General features: G+C 61.1%; 21 protein-coding genes. 9 read left to right on the top strand and 12 right to left on the bottom strand.

From position 1 onward, the window contains the following. Positions 1–148 precede the first annotated feature (148 nt). The 4 genes from ACUN0E_RS20875 to ACUN0E_RS20860 all read right to left on the bottom strand — a co-directional run bounded on the left by ACUN0E_RS20875 (position 149) and on the right by ACUN0E_RS20860 (position 4,672). Complete coding sequence (locus ACUN0E_RS20875) at positions 149–1,714, bottom strand: alkaline phosphatase family protein (RefSeq protein ID WP_445567851.1); 1,566 nt, start codon at positions 1,712–1,714, stop codon at positions 149–151. A 209-nt stretch (positions 1,715–1,923) separates the two neighbouring features. Continuing rightward, positions 1,924–2,787, bottom strand: a complete 864-nt coding sequence (locus ACUN0E_RS20870; protein ID WP_408233173.1) for an ABC transporter permease — start codon at positions 2,785–2,787, stop codon at positions 1,924–1,926. 16 nt (positions 2,788–2,803) lie between these two features. Beyond that, positions 2,804–3,598 (bottom strand): ABC transporter ATP-binding protein, encoded by a 795-nt coding sequence (locus ACUN0E_RS20865; RefSeq protein ID WP_408233170.1) that lies wholly within the window; start codon positions 3,596–3,598, stop codon positions 2,804–2,806. 54 nt (positions 3,599–3,652) lie between these two features. Further along, complete coding sequence (locus tag ACUN0E_RS20860) at positions 3,653–4,672, bottom strand: ABC transporter substrate-binding protein (protein ID WP_408339298.1); 1,020 nt, start codon at positions 4,670–4,672, stop codon at positions 3,653–3,655. A gap of 294 nt (positions 4,673–4,966) precedes the next feature. Between ACUN0E_RS20860 and ACUN0E_RS20855 the strand changes: the two genes are divergently transcribed. The 8 genes from ACUN0E_RS20855 (at position 4,967) to ACUN0E_RS20820 (ending at position 13,360) form a co-directional block, all read left to right on the top strand. Then, positions 4,967–5,644, top strand: a complete 678-nt coding sequence (locus ACUN0E_RS20855) for a response regulator (RefSeq protein ID WP_445567850.1) — start codon at positions 4,967–4,969, stop codon at positions 5,642–5,644. Next, positions 5,634–7,028 (top strand): sensor histidine kinase, encoded by a 1,395-nt coding sequence (locus ACUN0E_RS20850; RefSeq protein WP_445567849.1) that lies wholly within the window; start codon positions 5,634–5,636, stop codon positions 7,026–7,028. Before ACUN0E_RS20855 ends, ACUN0E_RS20850 begins: the two co-directional genes overlap by 11 nt. A 166-nt stretch (positions 7,029–7,194) precedes the next feature. After that, the gene (locus tag ACUN0E_RS20845) at positions 7,195–8,235 is read left to right on the top strand and encodes an ABC transporter substrate-binding protein (RefSeq protein WP_445567848.1); all 1,041 of its coding nucleotides are present in this window, start codon (positions 7,195–7,197) and stop codon (positions 8,233–8,235) included. Between the two features lie 63 nt (positions 8,236–8,298). Then, positions 8,299–9,681, top strand: a complete 1,383-nt coding sequence (locus ACUN0E_RS20840; RefSeq protein ID WP_445567847.1) for a sensor histidine kinase — start codon at positions 8,299–8,301, stop codon at positions 9,679–9,681. Between the two features lie 25 nt (positions 9,682–9,706). Beyond that, the gene (locus tag ACUN0E_RS20835) at positions 9,707–10,405 is read left to right on the top strand and encodes a response regulator (protein ID WP_445567846.1); all 699 of its coding nucleotides are present in this window, start codon (positions 9,707–9,709) and stop codon (positions 10,403–10,405) included. Positions 10,406–10,584: 179 nt separating this feature from the next. After that, positions 10,585–11,712: a porin gene (locus ACUN0E_RS20830; protein ID WP_408233152.1), complete on the top strand. Its 1,128-nt coding sequence runs from the start codon at positions 10,585–10,587 to the stop codon at positions 11,710–11,712. A gap of 399 nt (positions 11,713–12,111) precedes the next feature. After that, complete coding sequence (locus tag ACUN0E_RS20825) at positions 12,112–12,867, top strand: COG4705 family protein (RefSeq protein ID WP_445570495.1); 756 nt, start codon at positions 12,112–12,114, stop codon at positions 12,865–12,867. Between the two features lie 73 nt (positions 12,868–12,940). After that, positions 12,941–13,360, top strand: coding sequence for a histidine kinase (locus ACUN0E_RS20820; RefSeq protein ID WP_445567845.1), 420 nt, complete (start codon positions 12,941–12,943; stop codon positions 13,358–13,360). A gap of 92 nt (positions 13,361–13,452) precedes the next feature. Here ACUN0E_RS20820 and ACUN0E_RS20815 read toward each other — a convergent pair whose 3' ends face one another. Then, entirely contained in the window at positions 13,453–13,731 is a 279-nt protein-coding gene (locus ACUN0E_RS20815) for a transposase (RefSeq protein WP_408233146.1), read from the bottom strand. Positions 13,732–14,157: 426 nt separating this feature from the next. Between ACUN0E_RS20815 and ACUN0E_RS20810 the strand changes: the two genes are divergently transcribed. Further along, a complete protein-coding gene (locus ACUN0E_RS20810; protein ID WP_445567844.1) occupies positions 14,158–15,036 on the top strand; it encodes an EAL domain-containing protein in 879 nt (292 codons plus the stop codon). A gap of 218 nt (positions 15,037–15,254) precedes the next feature. On the opposite strand, the gene ACUN0E_RS20805 is transcribed toward ACUN0E_RS20810, so the two are convergent. The 7 genes from ACUN0E_RS20805 to ACUN0E_RS20775 form a co-directional block, all read right to left on the bottom strand. Further along, the gene (locus ACUN0E_RS20805; RefSeq protein WP_445567843.1) at positions 15,255–16,523 is read right to left on the bottom strand and encodes an isoprenylcysteine carboxylmethyltransferase family protein; all 1,269 of its coding nucleotides are present in this window, start codon (positions 16,521–16,523) and stop codon (positions 15,255–15,257) included. A 90-nt stretch (positions 16,524–16,613) separates the two neighbouring features. Further along, positions 16,614–18,644, bottom strand: coding sequence for a collagen-like triple helix repeat-containing protein (locus ACUN0E_RS20800; protein WP_445570494.1), 2,031 nt, complete (start codon positions 18,642–18,644; stop codon positions 16,614–16,616). 411 nt (positions 18,645–19,055) lie between these two features. After that, entirely contained in the window at positions 19,056–20,216 is a 1,161-nt protein-coding gene (locus ACUN0E_RS20795) for an iron-containing alcohol dehydrogenase (RefSeq protein WP_445570493.1), read from the bottom strand. After that, positions 20,216–20,524 carry a putative quinol monooxygenase gene (locus ACUN0E_RS20790; RefSeq protein WP_445567842.1) on the bottom strand — a complete coding sequence of 103 codons (309 nt, stop codon included), beginning with the start codon at positions 20,522–20,524 and terminating at the stop codon, positions 20,216–20,218. Before ACUN0E_RS20790 ends, ACUN0E_RS20795 begins: the two co-directional genes overlap by 1 nt. Positions 20,525–20,549: 25 nt before the next feature. Further along, the gene (locus ACUN0E_RS20785) at positions 20,550–21,125 is read right to left on the bottom strand and encodes a glycerol-3-phosphate responsive antiterminator (RefSeq protein WP_445567841.1); all 576 of its coding nucleotides are present in this window, start codon (positions 21,123–21,125) and stop codon (positions 20,550–20,552) included. A gap of 4 nt (positions 21,126–21,129) precedes the next feature. Continuing rightward, positions 21,130–22,683: an FAD-binding oxidoreductase gene (locus ACUN0E_RS20780; protein WP_445567840.1), complete on the bottom strand. Its 1,554-nt coding sequence runs from the start codon at positions 22,681–22,683 to the stop codon at positions 21,130–21,132. Continuing rightward, positions 22,680–24,359, bottom strand: coding sequence for an FAD-dependent oxidoreductase (locus ACUN0E_RS20775; RefSeq protein WP_445567839.1), 1,680 nt, complete (start codon positions 24,357–24,359; stop codon positions 22,680–22,682). Before ACUN0E_RS20775 ends, ACUN0E_RS20780 begins: the two co-directional genes overlap by 4 nt. Positions 24,360–24,362: the final 3 nt, after the last annotated feature.

The following is a 24,362-nucleotide window of genomic DNA, read 5'->3' as shown; positions in this document are numbered from 1 at the left end:
TCTTGCTACGAGCGGTGTTGTTCGTAGTCAGTGATTACATTGTAGTTTTGCGATCTGGCTGGAGTAACCGTCAATTCAGGTAAGATTTGTTGCGATATTTGCAACAAAAGAAGGGGCTTAGGTTGATGAGTCCTCTGCGTATGGCTTGCTAGGATCGCGATGCCGCGACTGGGGCGCCGTCTTGCGGCGCATCCGCAGGGACCTTCGTGGACTGTGAGAGCCGGGTGAAGGCCTGGCTGGTGCGCGCTTCACGCTCATCCCGGGCGTGATAGAAGTCTTTGCTGAGCCACTGCCCGAAACGCATCATCGCGGAGCCGAGTGCGCTCTTTAGCAGAACCCACCCAGTCTCGTTACGGGCGAGGTGCGATGCCGACTCCACCAAATCCGCGGCCAATTTATCCAGCTCCGCGTGCAAGTAGTCCGCAAAATGATGGAGTCCGTGCTGGTTGCCGTTCGACGACTTCTTTTCCAGGTCCACGTGCTCCGCAATCAGCGATTGATTGGTCACGCGGATAAAAGCTGGCGTATCGGACCGGGCAATGCCGGTGGAACGGATCGCCGGTCCGACGCTTGCCGCAGCCTGCGTGCGATTGCCGAGCGGCGCAAGCCCCCACTTGTCGGAGAGGTATTTCAGCAGACTGCAATGATCGAATTGCGTATGGCACACGCCTGCGTCGCACCACGGGGATACGAGAATAGCGGGGACGCGCACGCCGAGTTGGGTGAAGTCGAAACTGTCCGTGTGTTCGTCGGGCGCCACTGCATTCGATGGCGGTGGAACATGGTCGAAGAAACCGCCATGTTCATCGTACAGGATGACTAATAATGTGCGCTCCCACAGTGTCTGATTGGAACGCAGCGCATTGTAAGTATCGGCGATCAGTTTTTCCGCCTTCATGATGTTGTGCGGCGGATGATCGTCGTTCTGTGCTTCGCCGAAGTATTTTGGCTCGATGAGGACGAACTGCGGAAACGCGTTCGCGGGGCCGGCAGCATCCTCGAAGAACGTGTCGAACAGGTGGTAATTTGCGAGATTTTCCGTTCGACGCTGGTTTTTCAGCAGCAGTGACGCAGGAAAGTCGTAGAAGTAAATCTTCCACGTTTTCTCTTTGTCATTCAAACGGTCGAAAATCGTGTCCTGGTTTTGCTCGCTGTACCACCTCGGATTCAGGGCATTGAGTCCCTCGGGCATCCCCACCTCGCCCATCGACGTACCCGTCAGCGCGAAATAACGGTTTGGCCAGGTTGGGCCGGGCAACGATGAGAACCACTTGTCGCACACGGTGAATTGCTCACCCAGCATGTGCAACGCTGGGAGAAAGCCACGCGGGTAATAGCCCATGACGTCCTGCCGCGCGGCGAGGGTGCTCTTTGGGTAGTCCTTCACGAACGATCGAACGAAGCCACCGTTGTCTCCCGCGATCTGGGCCAGAACGGCCTCGTATCCGTGGTCCGGATCGTGCTGCATCTGTCGCTCTTGTGTTGCCTGAGGGAAGAAGATATGGCCTTCGCCGTCGTCGTTGGACTTCGACGCGGCGTTGCGTATTCCATCCAACCCGGCGTGTACTTCGTCCAGACAGCCGAGCATCTGATCGAAGGAATGATTTTCCATGAGCAGCAGGACGACATGTTCGATCTGGTCCTTCGGCGCATTCCCCGCATTCGGTGTGTTTGCCTCGCTTGCTGCCGCTTCGCCGTCGTGGACGTCACTCATATTCATCGCTCCAGCAGGGGATTGGATGGATTTTCTGTGCGTACTGCCGTGTCAGTTCGATCAGGTGATGCCAGCGTTGCAAACGTAGCGCAAAACGCGCCATTGCGAAAGCGTGTCGTGCTTCGGCGCGTTATGCTGAATGAGAGCAAAGCGGAACGAAAAAAGGGCGCCGACGGCGCCCTTTTTCCCTTTACGACCTGACGGTCAACTCAAACCGCTGCTGGCCGCCACTTCAACAATCGCTGTTCGATCGCCGTCAGCAGATAGTCCGCAGCCAGTGCGACCACCGCCAGCACAATCATTGCCGCGAATACACCGCTTGCATTAAACGCGCCTTGCGCCGTGGAGATCAGCAGGCCGATACCTTGCTTGGAGCCGAGGAATTCACCCACCACCGCGCCGACCAGCGCAAAGCCGAAGCTCACGTGCAAGCTGGCAAGAATCCAGCTCAACGCCGACGGAATCACCACCGAGGTCGTCACCTGACGGCGCGACGCACCCAGAATCTGCGCATTCGCGATCATGTAACGGTCAGCTTCACGCACGCCTTGGAACGCATTGGCGAACACAACGAAGAACACCATCACCACCGCTAGCGCCACCTTGGAAGCCATGCCAAGACCGAGCGAAATCACGAAGATCGAGCCGAGCACCACGCGCGGAATCGAATTGGCGATCTTGATGTACAGGCTGAACACGTCGGAGAGCAGCTTGTTGCGGCCGAGCACGATGCCGCAGACCACGCCCGCCACTGAACCGATGATGAAGCCAAGACCGGTTTCTTCCAGCGTGACCCAAACCTGGGTGAGCAGCGGGCCTTGCGACGTGCCGTTCACGAACCAGTCGATGATCTGATCGAAGATCGCACTCGGCATCGAGAAGAAGAACGGATCGATCCACTTCAGGCGCGCGGACAATTCCCACCCGCCGAGCACAACCACCAGCACGATAATGCGCAGCGAGATCACCAGCGCATGGCGTTGCCGGATGCGTTTTTGCGCGACGCGTTCGACTTGTGCGAGCGTCGCGGGGTCGATACCCGAAGGCATCGTCTGTTGAGGGGTAGTAGACATGTTTGCCGTTCCTTGATTAACCGATCTGTACTTCTTCGCGCAGGTCGTGCCAGATGTCGCGCGAGATTTCGATAAAGCGTGGGTCGTAGCGAACCTCGGACGTGACGCGCGGACGTGGCAAATCGATTTCGTACACTTTCTTCAGCGTTGCCGGGCGCGCGGTCAGCACGAACACGCGGTCGGCGAGCGCAATCGCTTCTTCCAGATCATGCGTGACGAACACCACCGAGCCGGCGCCGCCCCACAGTTGCAGCAGTTCGTCCTGCATCAGCGTGCGCGTCTGCATGTCGAGCGCCGAGAAGGGCTCGTCCATCAACAGGATTTCCGGCTTGTTGATGAAGGTTTGCGCGAGCGCCACGCGTTTTCTCATGCCGCCGGACAGTTGATGCGGATAGTGCTTGCCGAACTTGTCGAGGCCCACACGGCGCAGCCATTCGTTGGCTTCGTCGTACGCGGCGGATTTCGAGCGGCCGCGATACAGCGGGCCGGCTGCGACGTTATCGAGCACCGAACGCCACGGAAACACGGCGTCTGCCTGGAACACGAAGCCGATACGCGGATCGATGCCGTCCACCGGCGCGCCCATCACGCGCACTTCGCCGGTGGTCGGCTTCAGCAAACCGGTGATCAAGCTGAGCGTGGTCGACTTGCCGCAACCCGTCGGCCCGACAACCGCGACGAATTCGCCGCGCGCCACCGACATGCTGAAGTCGCGCAACGCGATCGTCGCCTTGCCGTCCGGAGAGATGAAGCGGCACGATACGTTGCGCAGCTCGATGGCGGGCGTATCGCGTGACATGGGTTGATTCATCGGCTGGTGCCTCGCAGTTCTCTTGGATGTTGATCGGGCGCTATGTCGACGGCGTTACTTCGCCGCGGTCTTGACCGTTGCCGACACGTAGTCGTTGGAGTAGGTCTTGGCGAGGTCGATATGCTTACCCTTCACCGAAGGATTGAACGCCGACAGCACCTTCAGGACGGTGTCCGGACCGTCGGCGGGCATCTTGCCGTCCTTCGTGAACATCGGCAGCGATGCCTTCAGCGCGCCGACGTACAGGTCCTTGTTGTTGCCGTAGTAGTCCTTCGGCATCTTCGCGGCGATCTCTTCCGCGCTATGTGTCGCGATGAAGTTCAGCGTCTTTGCGAACGCGTGCGCGAGTTTCGTGGCGTCGTCCTTGTGCGACTCCGCCCATGCGCGCTGTACGTAGAAGCTCGAAGCCGGATACGTGCCGCCGAGCGCGGCGCGCGTGCCTTCCAGCGTGCGCATATCGACCAGCACCTTGGCGTCGCCGGTCTTCAGCAACTGCGAGACGGTCGGCTCGGTGGTCATACCCGCGTCAATGCGGTTCTGCTTGATGGCGGCGATAAAGCTGTTGTCCGCGCCGACCGGTAGCAGCGTGTATTGCGTCGACGGCACGCCCGCGCGTTGCGCGAGGTATTGCGTGAGGAAGCTGGTCGACGAGCCGAGACCGGTCACGCCGAGCGTCTTGCCCTTCGAGTCGGCCATGCTCTTGAACGTATCGGCAGCCTTGGTGGAGACCATTTCCACTTCACCCGGCACCTGGCCGAAAATCACCAGCGCCTGGACTTCCTTGCCCTTGCTCTGCAGATCGATGGTGTGATCGTAGAAGCCCACCACGCCTTGCACCGCGCCCGCGAGCAGTTCGTTTTCCGCGTCCACGCCAGCCGGTTGCGAGAGGATTTCGACGTCGAGGCCTTCGTCCTTGAAGTAGCCGAGCTGTTCCGTGAGCCTGGCCGGCAGATAGATGATTTTGGTGGCGCCGCCGACCATGATCGTCAGTTTCTCGGCGTGAGCCGCGGCTGAAGCGGCGGCAAGGGTGAACGCAACACCTGACACAGCGGCAATCTGGCGCAAGGTACGCATGAAGCAGTCTCCTTTGGTTTGGTCGCCGCTATGTACGGATGCGGCGCTTTCTGGGTGAATGACGGCGATTATAGAAATTGGAAACCTTCTGGCAGCTTTCGGGGCTGTCCGCAAATCATGGGTGTTAACCCGAAACTTTGGCGCAACCCGGGCACAACCCTGCGGCAAACGTCCCGACGTGTTGCGCAAACCGCGCCGAACGCGCGCAAAGCCCTTGTTTTACGGCACAATCGGCGTCCTGACTTTTGCCGCTCATTTTGCCCATCGTTTGCCGTCCAATTCGCCGTCCCCGCCATGAAGCTGCTGCTCATCGAAGACAACCCCACGCTGGCGCACTGGCTCGCGAAGATGCTGGAGCAGGAGGCATTCGCGCTCGACGCGGTGCAGGACGGCGACGCCGCCGACCGCCTGCTGCGCACCAATCACTATGACGTGATCCTGCTCGACCTGAATCTGCCGAAGCTGTCGGGCAAGAACGTGCTGCGCCGTTTGCGTCAGCGCGGCGACGCCACCCCGGTGCTGATCCTCACGGCGAGCGGTTCGATCGACGAAAAAGTGGAACTGCTCGGCGCCGGTGCGGACGACTACCTGGTCAAACCTTTTGAAGTGCGTGAGCTGATTGCGCGGATCAAGGTCGCGATCCGGCGTCAGTCGCCGTCGCAATCGAGCGAGGTGCTGTGCGGCGATCTCGCGTTCGACATCGACACGCGCCAGTTCACGCTGAAGGGCGCGCCGCTGAACGTCACGCCACGCGAGCGCTCGGTGCTCGAAACGCTGATTCTGCGTTTGGGCAAGACAGTGACGAAACCCGCGCTAGTCGACGCGATTTTCACGCTCTCGGACGAACCGAGCGAGGACGCAGTCGAAATCTACATTTCGCGGCTGCGCAAGAAGCTCGACAGCAGTTCGGCCGCGATCGTCACGTTGCGTGGGCTGGGTTACCTGCTGCGCAAGAAAGAAGATGACCAATAGCCTGCGCATGCGCCTGCTGTGGTGGCTGCTGGTGCCACTCGCGTTGTACGTGTTCGTCACCGGTAAGGCGGAGTACGACAATGCGCGGCGCACGGCGGATCTGGTGCAGGACAATCAACTCATCTCGTCGGCACGGATGATCGCCGGCGAAGTGGAATGGGTGGACGGTTTTCTGCGCGTGGATGTGCCGCCTGCGGCGCTTGAAGTGTTCGTGTCGCCGTATCGCGACCAGGTGTTTTACAGCGTGCGGGTCGACGATGGCCGCCTGCTGGCGGGCACACCGGATTTTCCGCAGCGCGCACCGTCCGCGTCCGACACGGCCGATCACTACGACACCGAACTCCACGGCCAGCCCGTGCGCGCGGTCGGCCTCGTGCGTCTGATGTACGACAACGGCGCGACGCGCCGCGTGCGAGTCACAGTGGGCAAGACGGTGCGCTCGCGCGACGCAATGGCGCAACAACTGTGGCAGCCGCAACTCGTGCGGCAGATCGAGATGATCGTGCTGGCCGTCGCGCTGGTCTGCATCGGACTCACTTTCGAATTGCGGCCGCTGATGAAAGTGAAGGAAGACGTCGCCGACCGCGACCCCATGCAGCTCGAGCCGATTCGCGTCGAGCGCCTGCATACCGAGCTACGGCCCATCGTCGAAGCGATCAATCAATGTATCGCGCGCCTCGGCGTGCAGGTGGCCGCGCAACGGCGCTTTATCGCCGACGCCGCGCACCAGTTGCGCACGCCGCTCACGCTGCTCGGCACGCAATTGCAGTTCGCGCGCCAGCAGGACGGCCTGAATCCCGCGCTCGACGAAGCGCTTGCCGCGATGCACCGCAGCAACCGTTCGATGGTCGGACTTACTAACAAGCTGCTGTTGCTCGCGCAGGCCGAGGCCGCCGACACCACGCAACTGGCGGTGGAAACGGTGGATCTGGTGCCGCTGGCTATGGAAGTGGTGGAAGATCTGGCGCTGCTCGCGCAGGCCCGGGACATCGATCTCGGCGCGGAGCTGAACGGTCACGCGCGGGTGGCAGGGCATCGCGGCCTGCTTCAGGCGTTGATCTCGAACCTCGCGGAGAACGCGATCCGCTATACCGGCAGTGGCGGCCACGTCACGGTCGCGGTCAGCGCGGACGCCGATCGGGTCGCCGTGTCGGTGCTGGACGACGGCCCCGGGATTCCGGCCGAGTCGCGCAGCCGCGTGTTCGAACCGTTTTTCCGGGCATCGGCAGACACGGAAGGAACGGGGCTGGGCCTCGCCATCGTGCGCGAAATCGCGGACGCGCATCATGGAGAGATCACGCTCAAACCGGGCGAGGCCGGCAAAGGCGTGCACGTGAGCGTCTCGTTTCCGCGCGCGGCGGCGGAAGGAATTCAATCCGATTAATCCAGCCGCTTTGAATCGGCGGCTTCAAAGGTAGTCGGGACAAACCCTCGATCGGTACTAGAAACGCGTGGCGAAAGCTTCGGGAAGGATTCGCGCCCCTAGAATTTTTGGCAGGCGATCCATCAAACGCCTACCGCGTACGCGGAATATAACGGAGACATCCACAATGAACCCTGCTTTGACGCGCCTTTCGCGCGCCGTCCGCGCCGTTGCCGCGGCTTCGCTTTCACTTTTTCTGATCGCCCAATCGACGGCGCCCGCGCAGGCCGCAGCGCCGGAGAAAGTCGTCATCATGGTGGGCGGGATTACCAAGCTCATCTATTTGCCCGCCCGTCTGACTGAACAGCTCGGCTACTTCAAGGCCGAAGGCCTCGACGTCGAACTCCTGTCGCAACCGGCGGGTGTCGATGCGGAGAACGAACTGCTTGCTGGCAGCGTGCAGGCGGTGGTGGGTTTCTACGATCATTCGATCGACCTGCAGGCCAAGGGCAAGGAAGTGAAGGCGATCGTGGTATTCGGCCAGGTGCCCGGCGAAGTGGAGATGGTGGCGTCGAAGCAGGCCGATACGATCAAAAGCATGGCCGACGTGAAGGGCAAAACGCTTGGTGTGACCGGGCTCGGCTCTTCGACCAATTTTCTGACGCAGTACCTGGCGAATCTCAAGGGTGTGCCGAGCTCGCAGTACACGGTGCTGCCAGTCGGCGCGGACAACAGCTTTATCGCGGCCATCAAGCAGAGCCGCATCGACGCGGGCATGACTACCGAGCCGACCGTCTCGCAGTTGCTGAAGACCGGCGACGCCAAGGTGCTGATCGATATGCGCACGCTGGAAGGCACGCGCGCCGCGCTCGGCGGTACCTACCCGGCATCGAGCCTGTACGTGCAAAGCGCGTGGCTCGATACGCACCCGCAGGAAGCGGCCAAACTCGCGCGCGCCTTCGTGAAAACGCTGCAATACATGCATACGCACAGCGCCGAAGAAATCGCCGCGCAAATGCCGAAAGACTATCTCGGCAGCGACAAGGCGCTCTATGTCAGCGCATTGAAGGCTTCACTGCCCATGTACACGGCCGACGGCAAGATGCCCGCCGACGGTCCGGAAACGGTGCTGAAAGTGCTCGCGGGTTTCAATCCTTCGGTGAAGGACCGGCACATCGATCTGTCGCGTACTTTCACCAATCAGTTTGTCAACGAGGTGAAGCCTTAAGATGAATGCTGGCGCATCTTGAGGCGAGGTGCGCCGGCTTCCGGAAAAGAGGAGCGACGAATCGTGTTTTCAGGCAGTTTGCGCGGACGCTTGCTGTGGTGGCTTTTGCTGCCACTGGCGGCGTTCGTTTCCATTTCCGGCATGATTTCGTATCGCAACGCGCAGACCACAGCCGACCTGGTTCAGGACAACGCGTTGCTATCGTCAATGCGCATCATTGGCGAGGACATCGACTGGGACAACGGCAACGTGTCGATCCAGATTCCGCCGGCGGCACTCGAACTGTTCGAGTCGCCGGAACAGGACAATGTGTACTATCGCGTCGAAGCGAGCGGCCACCGCCTGCTGGCCGGTAATCTCGAGTTGCCGGTGCCGCGCGGCGCGGGCGACGTCCCGATGCTTTACGCCACCCATCTCGACGACGGCCGCGCGGTGCGTGCGGCCGCTTATGTGCGGCAGCTATACGACTCGGGCCGCACCGAAGAAGTCGTCGTGGTCGTCGCGAAAACGGAAGGCTCGCGCGATGCCATGGTGTGGCGCCTGTTGCGTCCGCAACTGTTCGGCGAGGTGCTGACGCTCGTGCTCGCCATGGTGTTCGTCTATCTCGGGCTGACCTTCGAATTGCGGCCGTTGATGAAGGTGAAAGACGACGTCGCCGATCGCAACGCATCGCAACTCGAACCGATACGCGTGGCGCGTTTGCATGTCGAATTGCGGCCGATCGTCGAAGCGATCAACCAGTGCATCGCGCGAATGGGGCAACAGGCCGCGACCCAGCGGCAATTCATCTCCGATGCCGCGCATCAGTTGCGCACGCCGCTCGCGCTGCTGGTTGCGCAGATCCAGTTTGCGCGGCAACGTGAGAATCGGGACGTGCCGCTCACCGAAGCGCTGGCCGGCATGCATAAAAGCAGCCGCAAGCTGACCACCTTGACCAACAAGCTATTGCTGCTCGCGCAGGCCGAGTCCGCTGCGCTATCCAATGCGCGTGAACGGGTCGATCTGAGCGCGTTGATCGCGAGTGTGCTGGAGGAGTTGATCGCATTCGCGCAGTCCCGTGAAATCGATCTGGGCGCAGAACTGGAAGACGGTCTGTATGTGACCGGAGACGAGGCATTGACCGCGGCGCTCGTGACCAATCTTGTCGACAACGCGCTGCGCTATACGCAACCCGGCGGCCGCGTCACCGTGCACACGCGGCGTGACAATGACCGGGCGATCGTGCGGGTGATCGACAATGGGCCGGGTATCAGAGTCGAGGCAAGGGCGCGCGTGTTCGAGCGTTTCTATCGCGCGTCGAGTCACGCCGACGGAACCGGCCTCGGTTTGCCGATCGTGCGCGAGATCGCTTACCGGCAAGGCGGCACGGTTACGCTCGAGCCGGGGGAGGGTGGTGTTGGTCTGGTCGTCACTGTCGAGATGCGACTATGGTCGGCAGCGGTTTGAGACGCTGCCACTTCAGGGGAAACCGATGAAACTGCTGCTGGTTGAAGACGACGCTGACCTCGCGCGCTGGGTGATGAACCTGATGCAGGTCGAGAATTTCGTGATTGACTGGGCGCAGGACGGCGAGCGGGCGGAGACGCTGCTCGGCATGCAGTGCTACGACGCGGTGCTGCTCGATCTGCGGCTGCCGGGCATTGGCGGCAAGGACGTGCTGGCGCGTCTGCGGCGCAAACGCGACAACGTGCCCGTGCTGATGCTCACGGCCAATGGCTCGACCGACGACAAAGTGGCCTGCTTCTCGGCCGGTGCGGACGATTATGTCGTCAAACCCTTCGACGCACGTGAACTGGTGGCGCGCATCAAGGCGCTGATCCGCCGCCAGGCGGCTGGCGACAAAGGCCAGTCGATCGACTGCGGCGATTTGCGCTATCTGTTCGATTCCCGCGAATTCGTACTACAAAACGAACCCTTGCCGTTACGGCGGCGCGAACACGCGATCCTCGAAACATTGATGCTGAAGCAAGGTAAGACGGTCTCGAAGTCCACGCTGATGGACAAGGTCTTTACGCTCGACGACGAACCCAGCGCCGATGCCATCGACATCTACATTCACCGCCTGCGCAAGCACCTTGCATGCTCCAGCGCGAAGATCATGACCCTGCGCGGGCTCGGCTACATCCTGCGCGAAGAGGTATCGCACGAAGCGTTTGCCGAGGCGTTATAGCGCCGTGGCGCAGTTTTGAATCGCTCGCCCGACCATTGTCAACACCGTTGTGTTTAGTGTTTTCACCGACGTTTCCTGCACTTCCGCGAAAGAGGCGTGAAGGGTTGGTCTGACTATCCTTTGTTCTGCTACTCAAGTGGATATCAGATCATTTCAACGCAGCAGGATCGGAGGGGACGATGGTAAAAAAAAGCAGCTTGTTGCTGGTGGCGAGCACCGGCGCATTGGCGATGGGAAGCGCTCACGCGCAGTCGAACGTACAGCTTTATGGCTTGATTGATCTGAGCGCGGTGTCTTATCAGACCAACGCGAATGCTGATGGCAAGCATGTGGTTTCAATGGGTATCAACGGCGAGCCGTGGTTCAGTGGCAGCCGTTTCGGTATGAAGGGTGCGGAAGACCTGGGTGGCGGCCTGAAGGCGATTTTCAAGTTGGAAGCCGAGTACCGCGTGAGCGACGGCGCCATGGAAGACCCGGGCCAGATATTCGACCGCGATGCATGGGTGGGCGTGGAGAGCGACACCTTTGGCAAGTTCACCGCCGGTTTCCAGAACACGGTTGCGCGAGATGCGGCTGCGATCTACGGCGACCCGTACACCAGCGCGAAGCTGACCACCGAAGAAGGCGGCTGGACCAACACCAACAACTTCAAGCAGCTTATTTTTTACGCGGGCAGCGCAACCGGCACCCGTTACGAGAACGGGCTCGTCTGGAAGAAGCTGTGGAATAACGGCATTTTCGCGTCGGCGGGTTATGCGTTCGGCAACAAGACGAGCTTCGGCAACAACGCCACATATACGGCCGCCCTCGGTTACAACGGCGGTCCGTTTAACCTGTCGTCGTTCTACAACCACGTCAACAATAACGGCTTCACCAATAAGGCCTACTCGGTGGGCGGCAATTACACGTACAGCATCTTCCGCGTGAATGCCGGCTATTTCCACTACACCGGCGATCAGGGGGCGTTGGGCCAACGCCGTGACAATGCGTGGACCGTGTCGTTCAAGCTGGCGCCGAAGGGCCCGCTCGACTACGAAATCGGCTATCAGCAGATGCACACGACGAACGCCGCATTCGACACTAACGGCAGCATTGCCAATGCCAACCTGAGCTTCGATCCGGATACGGGCACTGGCAGCGGCTACAAGGAGACCTTGTACGCCTCGATGTTCTATCACCTGTCCAAGCGCACCGAGCTTTATGTGGCCGGCGACTACATGAAGCTGCACCACGGCTATGTCGTGGCGACGACGTACGGCGCGAAGAACCAGTTGGAGTTGACGACGGGTATTCGCACGCGTTTCTAAGCATTGATTTGAAGGCTGGGGAGGTGGCGCACGGTTAAGTTGAGGCGCTGCTGAAAGCCTGTGGTCATAACGCCGTGTGCATCGTGTATGCACACGGCATTTTTTTGGGCCTCGCCAGCGTGATCTCATCGCGGGCGGCGGCAAGGCGGCTGATGCCGGTGCTTGTGCGATGCATCGGCCGATCGTCTGTCTGAATCGCCATCCGATCTCCCGATAGAAAAAGGTGTGTACGGCGTTCTGCCTATCGGTATCTCCGTAAGGTATTCATAAGGTTTCCCGTTGCATATTCGGCGCATTGAGTTAGCGCGAGCGCGAGCACACCTGCTCGCCACGTCGAATTAAATGCCTGTTCATGGGAGAACCCGCTTGCTAGAGACCTCGACTTATCGTGTTGCTGAGATGCGCAGCAAAGTGCCCGAGGCAACACTTGTCTTCTGGGCGATCAAGATCATGGCGACAACGGTTGGCGAAACCGGCGCGGACTATCTGGCCGTGCACGTGGGGCTAGGCACCGCGCTCACCGGCGCGATGATGCTCGCCTTACTGATTGCAGCATTGGCCGTGCAACTTCGCATGCGCAAGTACGTGCCATGGATCTACTGGCTGACGGTGGTACTGGTCAGTGTAGTCGGCACGCAGATTACCGACGCACTGACCGACAAGCTCGGCATCAGTCTTTATGTCAGCACGATTGTGTTCGCCCTCGCGCTGGCCGTGGTGTTCGCGCTCTGGTATCACAGCGAGCGCACGCTGTCGATACACACTATCTACACGACGCGACGGGAGCTTTTCTACTGGGCGACTGTGTTGTTCACATTCGCGCTGGGTACTGCGGCCGGAGATCTCGCGACTGAAGCGTTGGGGCTCGGTTTCATGATCGGCGTCGTGGCATTCGGCGCGCTGATCGCTTTGGTGAGCGCTGTCTATTACGTTGGCGTGAATCCGGTGCTCACTTTCTGGCTTGCCTACATTCTGACGCGGCCGTTGGGCGCCTCGTTTGGCGATCTGCTTTCACAGTCGCGTGCATACGGCGGTATCGGTCTCGGTACGATCAATACGAGCGTGCTATTCCTCAGTGCAATCGTCGTGCTGGTCATTTTCGCGAGCGCGGTCGAGCAGCGGTCCCCGCGTACTGTCACGGCGCGCGAACCTTGAGTGCGCCTCATTCGAGCAGTCGTACACGCAGTCTTTTTCAATCGCATATCGGATCAAAGAGAAGAGAACAATCATGACTCAACGCACCCTCAGCAAAGCTGTCATCGCTTCCTTCATCGCTATTTCCGCTATCAGCTTCGGGCATCGCGAGGCGGGCAGGCCAGGTTTTCCATCGGCGGAGGCGGCGGAACCTGTCAAGGCGTCGAAGCTCGGCGACCTGTCGCCGTTCCGCAAGATCGCCGCCGATACCGCGGCATTGGTCGACAAGGGCGACCTTACGGGTGGTAAGGCGCGCGTCAAAGATCTGGAACTCGCCTGGGACGACGCCGAGCCTTCTTTGAAGCCTCGTGCCGCAGCGGACTGGCACACCGTCGACAAAGCGATCGACCGCTCGCTGAGCGCGTTGCGCGCCAGCACGCCGAATGCGGCGCAATGCAAGCAGTCGCTCGCCGATCTACTGGCGGTGATGGATCGGATGAGCGGCAAGGTCTGACACGTCAGGCGCGAGCGATCACAGAAGCGATCCGGCAGAGAGTGGGCCGTTTCTGAATCGATGTGGTATGCGAAGCAGTGATTGTTGCTGAGTCAGCAGGTTGAAAGCTCGGGATCGCACAGAGGCAGGCGCTCATTCACCTGGTCGAGAACGCCCGTTCTTTTCCATGCCATATATCGAAGATAGCAAGTCTGTTGCGGCGGAAAAGTTGCCGGCAGCCTGTGCCATTTTTCTTTCGTTTGCATCACCCAGAGTATCGCGTTGAGGATCTCGCGATCGCTGCGACGGGGTCGCCCGCGGCCTGACGAGACCACAGGAAAGAGACTCTGGACGCGAGCCCAGTCGGTGTCGGTGAGAGGAATCTGAAGCATCGGCCGCCTTGAATGACTGTGTGGGAAATGCGCAGTCGTTGCATGCTGCGTTCGTGCCGATACTAGTAAATCTTTTTTTCTCGGTCAAATTTTATTGTTGCAGTGCGACACCTTAATTCGCCGTTTGTTGTATAGCGATCTTATTCGCAATGCATGTCACAGTTTACCAGTGCGCAGGGAATGACGTGTGGTAATCAACTCGCTGCGCGGTGCACCGTAACGTCGAGGTGAAACGCTACGTAACATTCGCGATTCATACAATCGTATGACGATAGAAATTGCGCTTCGACAGATTTGATCTGTATCGCCGTAAACCATTGCCCGATAGGGTTGCTCGGTCATGGTCGCCGTTACGTTGCGTAAAGAACGCGCCGCTTGGCACGACATGTGCATACGTTAGCCAGGTTAAAAATTTGCGCCTACGTCATGCTAACGCTCGAATATGAAAAGCCCGTATCGCTCGCAACTACGTTCGGCACGCGTGCCGCGTGCGCTGAACAGACTGATTGGGTCGACTTGCGCGACGATCCTATGGCACTGAGCGAACTCGACAGCCGCGTCAGCGAAGGTCTGCGCGCGGGCGAATTTCATCTCGTGTTTCAAGCTGCCTACCGCGCGGCAAGCGGAGCGCTGGCGCGCCTCGAAGCGCAGGTCCGATGGACGCATCCTGACTACGGGCTGTTGCTTCCCGGCATTTTCATGATGCCACTCGAGCATCCGCAGGTCGCGCTGGAGATGGCCTTGTTCGTCATCGACGGCGTGTGCCGCGAACTGCGCGACTGTCTCTCTGCGAAGATAACGCTGCTGCCGGTCGCGATTACCGTGCCGGCACAGGTTGCGGTGCTCGAGTCGTTTGCCGACGATCTGACACGCATTGCGCGCTCGTATGGCGTGCCGGCCAACCTGCTTGAAATCGAAGTGCCCGAAAGCGTTGACGCGACCCGTCTCCTGTCTCTGCGGACCTTGACTGCGGGCCTCCGGTCTGCGGGCGCTGGCATTTCACTGGGCAAGTGGGGTAACGGCGCGTCCTCGCTCGCACAACTCGGCGCGCTCGATGTGGACACCGTCACGATGGCGCCGGAACTGATGGCCACGGTTCCGCGTGATCCTCGTGCCTGCGTGGTGATGTCGGCGTTGCTGGATCTGCTCCATGCGCTTGACGTACAGGTCGTGGTGAACGGTGTCGAGACCAAAGCACAGTTGCAATGGCTGCGCTCATGGCCGGAAGCACTGGTGCAAGGCTTCGTGTTCTCACGCCCGAAGGCTGGCTTGGCCAACGTCCTCACGCTACGCAGCGAGCCGTGACGAAGGCACAAGACGTTACGTAACGTCTTGTGCGCCATGCCGTTGAGGCGAGCATCCCCTGCTCGCCGAAAATTATGCCTTTACGCCACCGAAGCAATTGTCTGCTTTCACCGGCAACTGATTACCGGTGGTCGGAAAAATCCAATCGCAGTGATTACGCCTGTCGATGAATGGTGCGCTGCAAAATACAATTTAAATTGTATTGGCGTATAAACGCCTTATTGAAACGCGCGTGCGATTCTGGCGAATAGCCCATTCCTTGCGATCCATTCTGCGTAGGCCCGATAGTCGGGATCGTTCATCAGATGCCGTTCCTCGGTTTTGGCGCGCAGGAAATACAGCAGGTTCACGGCCAGGAGTGCGGCGCAGTGCGTGACCGCTGGCCGCCAGCCCAATGGTTCGATGAACGGTACCGCGATCATCCAGTACGACAGATTCTTCGCGATGTAGGCGGGGTGTTTGGTGAAACGGTAGGGACCCGAGGTGATGATGCCGCGATTGGTCAGGTTCGAAAACCGCAGGCCGAACGAGATTGTCGAGAGCGCGTAGCACACCAGCAACGCAACGATCACGGTGCCCCAGATCACTCTGATAACTGGGAATGAAGTGAGCCAGTTGTCCCAGAACATCGAGCCTTCGTAATGAATGTACTGGTTCGAGATCAACGACCAGAACGGCTGATAACAGATCAGTGCGACCAGCCAGCCGAGCGTGGTCGGCTCGGCGCTGCGCACGTGACTGTCGAGTATGCGCAGCGTGCACAGGTAGCCGACCGTGCCGAACATCAGATCCATCGCGAACGACAGGTCGTACATGAACCTGAATGTCGCGAGAGAAAAGGGTACGTCCAGCGCGCTGTTCAGTGAGGCAGTGAGATGATCCGCATTGGTCGAGAGATAAACGATCATCAGCGGAAGGAAGAACGCCTTCACCATCCAGCCGGCCAGCATTTCCCGCACGGGTCGCCAATTCGCGGGACGCTCGCCGCGAAACAGCAAACGTGCCCACAGCAGGTATGCGTCGTCGACTTCGCGCTGATGCCGGTCCATCCACATAAAGTAGAACGGCGCCGCGACGATCACATAGGGCGCGAGTGTGTTGATCAGCGACCAGAAGGGGTTGTAGAACGCTCCGTGATACTCGGGCAACAACCAGTAGAGCAGACCGATGCCGGCATACACGGAGGCCAGTGCGGCGAGGCGCAAACCGACGCGCGCGGTGCTCAGTGGTCGCACCGCGCTGCCGGCAAGACCGGCGCTCGGGCGCAAATAGACGCGCGCGACGAATAGTTCGTAGACGGCGATGGTCGCGATGATCGCGAGACTGGCCGCGGTGCTGCGGGCCGCGCCGTCCAGCGCGGTGCTGTTGCGCAGCAGCCAGAGCGTGACAAGACCGGCGGTGATGCCGAGCAGGCCGACCGAAAATGGTGTTGCCGAACGCGGACGCATATCTTGTACGTGCGCTACGGTATCGAAGGTGGAGTTCATGTCATCCTCGTATTCATGACATTGAAGGCGGCCGGGCTGTTGATTTTTTTGGCCCGGCCGCTGTGCCGAAGTACTGCTGATTCGCCCGCCTTATTTGCTGGGGGCAACCCCGCCAAGCAGGCCGCCGAGAAGATTCGTCACTGGCGTCAGCAGACTCGTGCCGGTTGAACCGCCGCTGGCCGTACCGCCGGTCAGACCCGTCACGAGGCCCGTGACCGGCGCGAGCGGCGAGGTCTTGCCGGTGCCGCCGCCGACAGTCGAGGTCACCGTGGTGAGGAGACCCGTGATCGGTGCGAGCGGTGATGAGCCTTGGCCCGCTGCGCCGCCCAGTGTCGAAGTCAGCGTGTTGACGAGACCGGTGACCGGTGCAAGCGGACCGCCGGCGCCGGAGGTGCCACCGAGCGAACCCAGGTTGCCGAGCAGTCCGGTGATGGGCGCGAGCGGGTTGCCGCTGCTGCCGCCCGTGCCGCCGAGTGAACCCAGGTTGCCGAGCAGTCCGGTGATCGGCGCGAGCGGGTTACCGCTGCTGCCGCTCGTGCCACCGAGCGAACCGAGGTTGCCGAGCAGTCCGGTGATCGGTGCGAGCGGGTTGCCGCTGCTGCCTGTGCCGCCGAGCGATCCGAGATTGCCGAGCAGTCCGGTCAGCGGCGGAATGGAGATGGGACCGGTGCCCGTGCCGCCGAGGCCGCCGAGCAGGCCCGTGATCGGACCGAGCGGATTGGTGGTCGCGCCAGTGAACAGTCCACCGGTGCTGGTCACGGTCTTGCCCAACTGACTGACCACTCCGCCGACGTCTTTGCCCACCTGATCGCCGGTCGCGCCCGATACTTTCAGGCCGGCCGCGTCGAGTCCGTTGCCAATCGTGCTGAGCAGGCTGTTGAGCGGCCCACCCAGACCCGTGGCGTTGCCGATGGTTTGCGTCGTGTTCGAGACGGTGGTGGTGATCGGGTTGATCGCCGTGCTGAGTTGCGTCTCGAGTTGCTGGACCGGCCCGCTGGTGAGGACCTTGTTCAATCCCGAGCCCACGGCGACGACGCCACTGCCCACGCCACCGACGACACTGCCCAAAGTCGTCGTCACAGGAGCGAGCGGTGCGAGCGGTCCGCTGCCGAGGCTCGACACCACACCGCCGACCGCCTTGACGGCGGCGCCGGCATCGGAGACGACGCCCGACGTGGAGGTCAGGGTCGGTCCAAGCGGATTGGTCGAGCTGCCCAGGGTGCCCAGGCCAGCGGCGGTGCCGTTGCCGAGGACTTTGACGCCATTGCCGAGGTCGGTGATCGCGGTGCCGAGATCGGCCGTCGTTGCGCCGTTGAGGCCCGGCACCGACGTGCCGGTGATCTTCGAGCCCGTATCGGCGACTGTCGTGCCGACGGCTGTGATGAGGTTGCCACCCTGAGTGACGACGTTGCCGATCGGGGTGGAGGAGGTGCCTGAGGTGCCTGAGGTGCCTGACGTACCGGAAGTGCCCGAAGTACCGGAAGTGCCCGACGTACCGGAAGTGCCCGACGTACCCGACGTACCTGACGTGCCCGAAGTACCCGAAGTACCCGAAGTACCCGAAGTACCCGAAGTGCCCGAAGTGCCCGAAGTGCCCGAAGTGCCCGAAGTGCCCGAAGTGCCCGAAGTGCCCGAAGTGCCCGAAGTGCCCGAAGTGCCCGAAGTGCCCGAAGTGCCCGAAGTGCCCGAAGTGCCCGAAGTGCCCGAAGTACCCGAAGTACCCGAAGTACCCGAAGTACCCGAAGTACCCGAAGTACCCGAAGTACCCGAAGTGCCCGACGTACCCGACGTACCCGACGTACCCGACGTGCCCGACGTGCCCGAAGTACCCGAAGTACCCGAAGTACCGGAAGTACCTGACGTACCGGAAGTGCCCGAGGTACCAGACGTACCGGAAGTACCAGACGTACCGGAAGTGCCCGAGGTACCAGACGTACCGGAAGTGCCCGAGGTACCAGACGTACCGGAAGTGCCCGAGGTACCAGACGTACCGGAAGTGCCCGAGGTACCAGACGTACCCGAGCTACCGCCCGAAGTACCTGACGTACCCGAGCTACCGCCCGACGTACCGGAAGTACCCGAACTACCGCCGGAAGTACCCGACGTGCCAGAAGTGCCTATGGCCCCGGAAGTCCCGGAAGTCCCACTGAGTCCGCCCCCACCAAGTCCGCTACCGGGGGTGTTGAGACTGGATCCGCAACCGTAAAGCGCGAGTAATGTAGACGTCGCTACAGCGATGGCTGTCCGACCAGCGAAATTTTGCATGATGTCCCCGTTGAACGACTATTGATGGGGGCAACGTTGCAAGTTGTGCGCCAAATACGAGTTATAGCGTCGTCTCGACGTTTCAACGCATATGTGTTTAAAAAAATTTAAAAATAGAGAACTTATGGCGTCAAAAACACGATTTCGCCTAAAACGGCCACGCCATGTTCCGCGCGCGTGTTACGTAACGCGCCGCTTGGCTGTAACGGCGCGGAGCCGCCGCGAAACACCGCAGCGCCCCCCGCACTTACTGATGCCTCACGCTGATTAAAACGCAGCGGTATAGATCGCCAACGCGTCGGCCTCAGTAACGGGCCGGGGGTTATTCACCAGAAGCCGCATTTGTAACATCGCGTCGCTCGCCATCCGTTCGAGCCCGCTGCGTTCGATGCCGACATCGCGCAACCGGGCCGGAATGGCAGTCGTGGCAATCATCTGTTCGAGCCGCTCGATCAACGCCAGCGTTTTGCTTTCGGCGCTGCCTGCGATGCCCGGCACGATCACCTCGGCGAGCTCAGCGTACAGATGCGCCGCCGCCTCAGCATTGAATCGCAGCACGTGCGGCAGCACGAGCGCATTCGAAAGACCATGCGGGACGTGATAAATGCCGCCGATCGGATAGGCGAGCGCGTGCACTGCGGCCACCGGCGAATTGGCGAACGCCTGGCCGGCGAATGCTGCGCCGAGCAGCATCGCTTCGCGCGCCGTGCGGTTCTGGCCGTTCTCGCACGCGGGCAACAGATTGCGCGACAGGAGTTCGAGCGCCTTCACCGCCAGCATGTCGGACACCGGATTTTTCAGATGCGCGGAGGTGTACGCCTCGATCGCATGAACCATTGCGTCGACGCCGGTTGCCGCCGTTGCGGCAGTAGGCAGCCCGAGCGTGAGTTCCGCGTCGAGAATCGCCAGATCGGCGACCAGTTGCGGCGCGACCACGCCCATCTTTTTCGCCTCGCCCACCGTCACGATCGACACGGCCGTGACTTCGGAGCCGGTGCCCGCGGTGGTGGGCATCTGCACGAGCGGCAAGCGCGACACCGTGACCTTGTTCACGCCGTACATCTCGGTGAGTGCCTGCTCCCGTTGCGGAGCGAGCACGGCGATCAGCTTCGCCACGTCCATCGACGAACCGCCGCCGAGTCCCAGCACAATCTCGGCGCCGGCCTCGCGTGCCCACGACGTCGCTTCGAGCGACGATGCCTCGGGCGGATCGGCGATCACGTCGTCGATGACGGTGGCAGTCCAGCCGTGCGCCGCGAGATCGGCGAGCGCGGGATTCAGCAGCCCACTCTTGTGAAGAAAACCGTCGGTCACCACGCACAGGCGTGTGAGCGACGGAAACTGCGCGCGCAACAAAGCGCCGAGACGGCGCGCCGCGCCGAATTCGACGACCATGGTCGGCACGGTTTGAAACCGGAATGCGTTCATCATGCTGCGTCCCCAGACACCATGTGGCTCGAGACTTCGCGCCGGTCGAGAAGAGGAATGATGGTGCCGAAGCCGAGGCGTTGGAAGTGCGGCGTATCGCGATGCGCCGCAAGGCCATCGGCGTCGCTGTACTTTTCCAGAATCACGAAGTGATCGGGATCGACCGGCGAACGGAAGAATTCGTAGTAGAGATTCCTGGGTTCAGCGCGGGTCGCCACCGCGAGTTCCGTGAGGGGCTTCACAATCGCGTCGCCGTTTCCGGGTTTGGCGAAATAATGCGCGATTACCTGCAGATAAGCGTTAGCCATCGATGACTCCAACAAGATGGGACCTTCAACGTTCAGGATCCTGATTCCACAATTCGCTGTCGCTGGTGGATACCGCGACGGCGCCGTTCTTCAGCGCATCGAATACGTCGCCCTTATTGCAGACGAAGCCCGAGGCGACGATCGGCGGCAAAGCCTTGCGGTCTTGCGCGGACAGATGCGAGAGCATCGGCGCAGGCATCAGTTGTACCAGATTCGGATCGCTTTGCTCCAGTGCCTTCACGCTGCGCGGCCAGGTCGAGCGGTCCGTCACGAACACTTTCTGCATCGTGACAAGACCGGCCCGATTGCCGCGCTGGATCGTGGCCACCCGGGTCGAGACGAGGCTGGTGACGCCGATGTCCGCCAGATACTCTACGCCGCCTTTGTCCTGCGAAAGCCCATCGCAGCTGTCGATATTGACGATGACATACTTGCCGGCTTTCGTCAGGGCCGCGACCACCGGGTGCAGTTTGCGCAATTCGACATTCGCGACGATCGAGATTTCAGCGGCGCTTTTCAGAAAGATGTCGATCTGCTCGACGCCGAAGAGCGTCGCAATGACCGGGTGGCGCGTGAGGCGCGCCCCAAGTGACTTATCCATGTGATTACTGCTTCGCGTCTTGAGCTTGCTCGTCAGTCAGGCCAAGCTTGCCGGGATTGAGAATGTTCTTCGGGTCGAGCGTGCGCTTGACTGCCTGCAGAACCGGGAATGCGCTACCGAGCGATTCGCTCATATACGGCGCGCGCAACAGGCCGACGCCGTGATGGTGGCTCAACGCTGCATTGTATTTGATGAGCACGGCGTTGGCGGCATCCCATGCCGCGCGATACCACGTCGCGCGATGCTCGACCTCGACTTCGCCGCGCAACGAGAAATACAGACACGCGCCATCCGCATACGCATGCGACTGGTGCGCGGAACCGGCCAGCGTGCCGGGCACAGCGTTGATTGCGGCCACCACGTCGGTGTAGATGCCCGGCAGATCTTTCCAGGGGCCGACCATTTCCAGCGTATCGGCGACAAAGCCTGGGCTGCGTTTAAAACCTTCCGCACTCTTGCCGGTGAGGTAACGCGTGTCGAGCCACTTCTCGAAGATCACCTTATCGTCCAGCTGCTCGCCGAGTTCCTTGCACACGCGCTCGCTAATCGTCAGCACGGCCTCGACCATTTCGCGTGGACCTTCGTCGGCGATCAGCAGCACGTTCGATTCCGGCAGGCCGAATTGCACGCCGCTTTCGAGTTCATCGTAGAGACGCAAGGCCGCCGGATTCGCACCTTGTTGCATGATCTGGCGGCAGGCTTCCAGGCCGATCGCGAAGGTCTTGAAGCCATACGCGATCGCACGGCCGTAATCCGGCAGACGATGCAGCTTCAGACGCACACGCACGATCACGCCGAGCGTGCCTTCCGAACCGATGAAAAGCTGCTGCAGATCGGGGCCGATGGCGGCGCGCGAATAGCCGCCCACGCTGATCAGGCTGCCGTCGGCGAGCACCACGTCCATGCCGAACACCATGTCTTCGATCTTGCCGTAGCGCGTCGAGAGCTGACCCGCGCCGCGGCATGCCACCCAACCGCCGACCGTGCTGATCGCATACGAAGAGGGCCAGTGACCCATCGTCATACCGTAGTCCCGCTGGATCGTCTCTTCGAAGATGTCGCCGAACATGCCGGCTTCGACTTCGACGATCTGGCTTTCCTTATCGAAGCCCACCAGGCGGTTCAGCTCACACACATCCAGCACGATGCCGCCGCGCACGGGCAGTGCCGCGCCGGTCACATTGCTGCGTCCCGCGGATACGGTCACGGGAATCGCTGCTGCGTGGGCGATACGCATGACCGCTTGAATCTGCTCGACCTTCGAGACGCGCACGATCACGGCGTGCGGCGTGGCCGGCTTGCCGGCGGTTTCGGTCACCATCGAGGCGGCCCACCAGTCGCGCGTCCATGCGACGACATCGGGCGCGAGCGTCAGGACTTCGTCGGCTACGGCGCGCAGCGCGTCGACATGTTGCGCGCTAACCTTGACCGGATCGCGTTGCAGACCGGCCTCACCGGTCGTGTCCTTGATCGTGGCGGCGTAAGCCGGCGGAGTATGCGCGCCGACGATATAGTTGCCGCGGTTATAGCCACGCTTGATTGCTTCCTTGCTGATCATTCGGTTTCTCCCATAAGAACAGACTTTTCATGTTCGACGGCGGCGACGTAGTCGCTCACCTGCTTTGCGACGATCGCCTCGGACAAGCCGAGCTCCGTCTGTAAAATTTCACCCACCCGCGCGGCGGCGCGTGCCGATGCATCTCGTGCCATCAGGCGTGCGCGGATGCGGCGCGACAGCACGTCATCCACGTTGCTCGCGAGTTCGTGTCTGATGGCGTAAAGCACTTCCGCTTCGGTGTACGGCAGGCCTTCGACGATCGGCTTCAGCAAGCTCGCATCGCTTTCGAGAATGTCGGTGACGAAACGCGCTTCCGTGCCGTAGCGTTCTCCTAATTGAGCGGACAAGCCACCCGACGCGACGATCGCTTGCGAGTCGTAGCCCGCCGCACCGAGCAGATACGCCGACTTCGTACGGCATTTCGCGCGTTTGCCGATTACCTTCTGGGCGGCGTCGATGGTCTGTTCGGCCATGTGCCGCGAGGTCGTGAGCTTTCCGCCCACGATCGTGACGAGCCCATCCGGCGCGGTATGAATCTCGTGATTGCGCTTCATTTCCAGCGTTTTTCCGCCAGGCGGCCCAACCAGCGGCCGGCAACCGGCGATGCTGCCCACCACGTCTTCGGCTTGCAGATCGGTCTTCAAGGCGGAGCGCGCGCCTTCGATCAGGAAGTCGAGTTCCTGGCGCGTGCAACAGATGTCGTCGAGATCGCCGCGATAGTCTTCGTCGGTGGTGCCGAGATAGGACACGTTGCCCCAGCGCGTGATCGTCGCGCGGCGGCTGCGGCCCGGCACAGGAATCGTCACCGTGCAGTCGTTGCGAATCTTCAGCCACGGAATCGCAACGTGGACGCCTTTCGCGGGACGGATTTGCAAGGCAGCCGGGTCGTCTTTCCTGCGGCCGTTCCAGTCGCGCAACCAGACGCCGGTGGCCATCACCACCACGCCGCCGCGCACGCGAATCTCGCGCTCGTCCGCATGCACGATCACGCCGTCGACACTGCCGTGCCCGTCGCGTGTGATCTCGACGACCTTCGCGTGATTGACGACGGCCGCGCCATGAAACGCCGCCGTGCGCGCGAGATTCAATGTGAGGCGTGCATCGTCGACACGCGCATCGAAATACATGAAGCCGCCGGTGAGATTCTCTTCGTTGAAGGTGGGGCAGTGCGACAGCACTTCCGCCTTGCTCAGCTTCTGATGCAGGATGCCTTCACGCCAGCCGCCGGCAATGTCATAGGTCCACAGCAGACTTTCGAAGGCTTTGGCGAGGCGCTTGTCGAATACACCGTCTTTCTCCATGACGGGGAACAGGAATGGCAAGCGTTGCACCAGGTGCCGTGCGTTTCTGCGCAGACGCTGCCGTTCGAGCAACGAGTGACGCACCAGCCCAAGATTGCCTTGCTCGATATAGCGCAGGCCGCCGTGCACCATCTTCGACGACTTCGACGATGTGCCCGAAGCGAAATCGCTCTTTTCCAGTAGCGCCACACGATAGCCGCGTAAGCTCGCGTCGAGTGCCGCGTAGGCGCCGGTTACGCCGCCGCCCACGATCACGATGTCGAATGTTTCGCTGCCGAGCCGGTCGAGTTGCTCGTCGCGAACCATGCGCAAGGGCTCGGTGCCGGTCATCTCAGCGCGTTCTTTCGAGGCCTTTCTCGATGGAATAAACAACATGTG

The organism is Paraburkholderia sp. D1E (assembly GCF_052682275.1).
This window is presented reverse-complemented; position numbering and strand designations above follow the sequence as displayed.

What these genes read in the sequence shown, in the direction of transcription:
- ACUN0E_RS20860 (WP_408339298.1), bottom strand. Translation starts at nt 4,672, where the DNA reads ATGCGTACCTTGCGCCAGATTGCCGCTGTGTCAGGTGTTGCGTTCACC.
- ACUN0E_RS20780 (WP_445567840.1), bottom strand. Translation starts at nt 22,683, where the DNA reads ATGATCAGCAAGGAAGCAATCAAGCGTGGCTATAACCGCGGCAACTAT.
- ACUN0E_RS20845 (WP_445567848.1), top strand. Translation starts at nt 7,195, where the DNA reads ATGAACCCTGCTTTGACGCGCCTTTCGCGCGCCGTCCGCGCCGTTGCC.
- ACUN0E_RS20820 (WP_445567845.1), top strand. Translation starts at nt 12,941, where the DNA reads ATGACTCAACGCACCCTCAGCAAAGCTGTCATCGCTTCCTTCATCGCT.
- ACUN0E_RS20805 (WP_445567843.1), bottom strand. Translation starts at nt 16,523, where the DNA reads ATGAACTCCACCTTCGATACCGTAGCGCACGTACAAGATATGCGTCCG.
- ACUN0E_RS20790 (WP_445567842.1), bottom strand. Translation starts at nt 20,524, where the DNA reads ATGGCTAACGCTTATCTGCAGGTAATCGCGCATTATTTCGCCAAACCC.
- ACUN0E_RS20865 (WP_408233170.1), bottom strand. Translation starts at nt 3,598, where the DNA reads ATGAATCAACCCATGTCACGCGATACGCCCGCCATCGAGCTGCGCAAC.
- ACUN0E_RS20795 (WP_445570493.1), bottom strand. Translation starts at nt 20,216, where the DNA reads ATGAACGCATTCCGGTTTCAAACCGTGCCGACCATGGTCGTCGAATTC.
- ACUN0E_RS20875 (WP_445567851.1), bottom strand. Translation starts at nt 1,714, where the DNA reads ATGAGTGACGTCCACGACGGCGAAGCGGCAGCAAGCGAGGCAAACACA.
- ACUN0E_RS20855 (WP_445567850.1), top strand. Translation starts at nt 4,967, where the DNA reads ATGAAGCTGCTGCTCATCGAAGACAACCCCACGCTGGCGCACTGGCTC.
- ACUN0E_RS20815 (WP_408233146.1), bottom strand. Translation starts at nt 13,731, where the DNA reads ATGCTTCAGATTCCTCTCACCGACACCGACTGGGCTCGCGTCCAGAGT.
- ACUN0E_RS20850 (WP_445567849.1), top strand. Translation starts at nt 5,634, where the DNA reads ATGACCAATAGCCTGCGCATGCGCCTGCTGTGGTGGCTGCTGGTGCCA.
- ACUN0E_RS20810 (WP_445567844.1), top strand. Translation starts at nt 14,158, where the DNA reads ATGCTAACGCTCGAATATGAAAAGCCCGTATCGCTCGCAACTACGTTC.
- ACUN0E_RS20830 (WP_408233152.1), top strand. Translation starts at nt 10,585, where the DNA reads ATGGTAAAAAAAAGCAGCTTGTTGCTGGTGGCGAGCACCGGCGCATTG.
- ACUN0E_RS20870 (WP_408233173.1), bottom strand. Translation starts at nt 2,787, where the DNA reads ATGTCTACTACCCCTCAACAGACGATGCCTTCGGGTATCGACCCCGCG.
- ACUN0E_RS20835 (WP_445567846.1), top strand. Translation starts at nt 9,707, where the DNA reads ATGAAACTGCTGCTGGTTGAAGACGACGCTGACCTCGCGCGCTGGGTG.
- ACUN0E_RS20775 (WP_445567839.1), bottom strand. Translation starts at nt 24,359, where the DNA reads ATGTTGTTTATTCCATCGAGAAAGGCCTCGAAAGAACGCGCTGAGATG.
- ACUN0E_RS20785 (WP_445567841.1), bottom strand. Translation starts at nt 21,125, where the DNA reads ATGGATAAGTCACTTGGGGCGCGCCTCACGCGCCACCCGGTCATTGCG.
- ACUN0E_RS20825 (WP_445570495.1), top strand. Translation starts at nt 12,112, where the DNA reads ATGCGCAGCAAAGTGCCCGAGGCAACACTTGTCTTCTGGGCGATCAAG.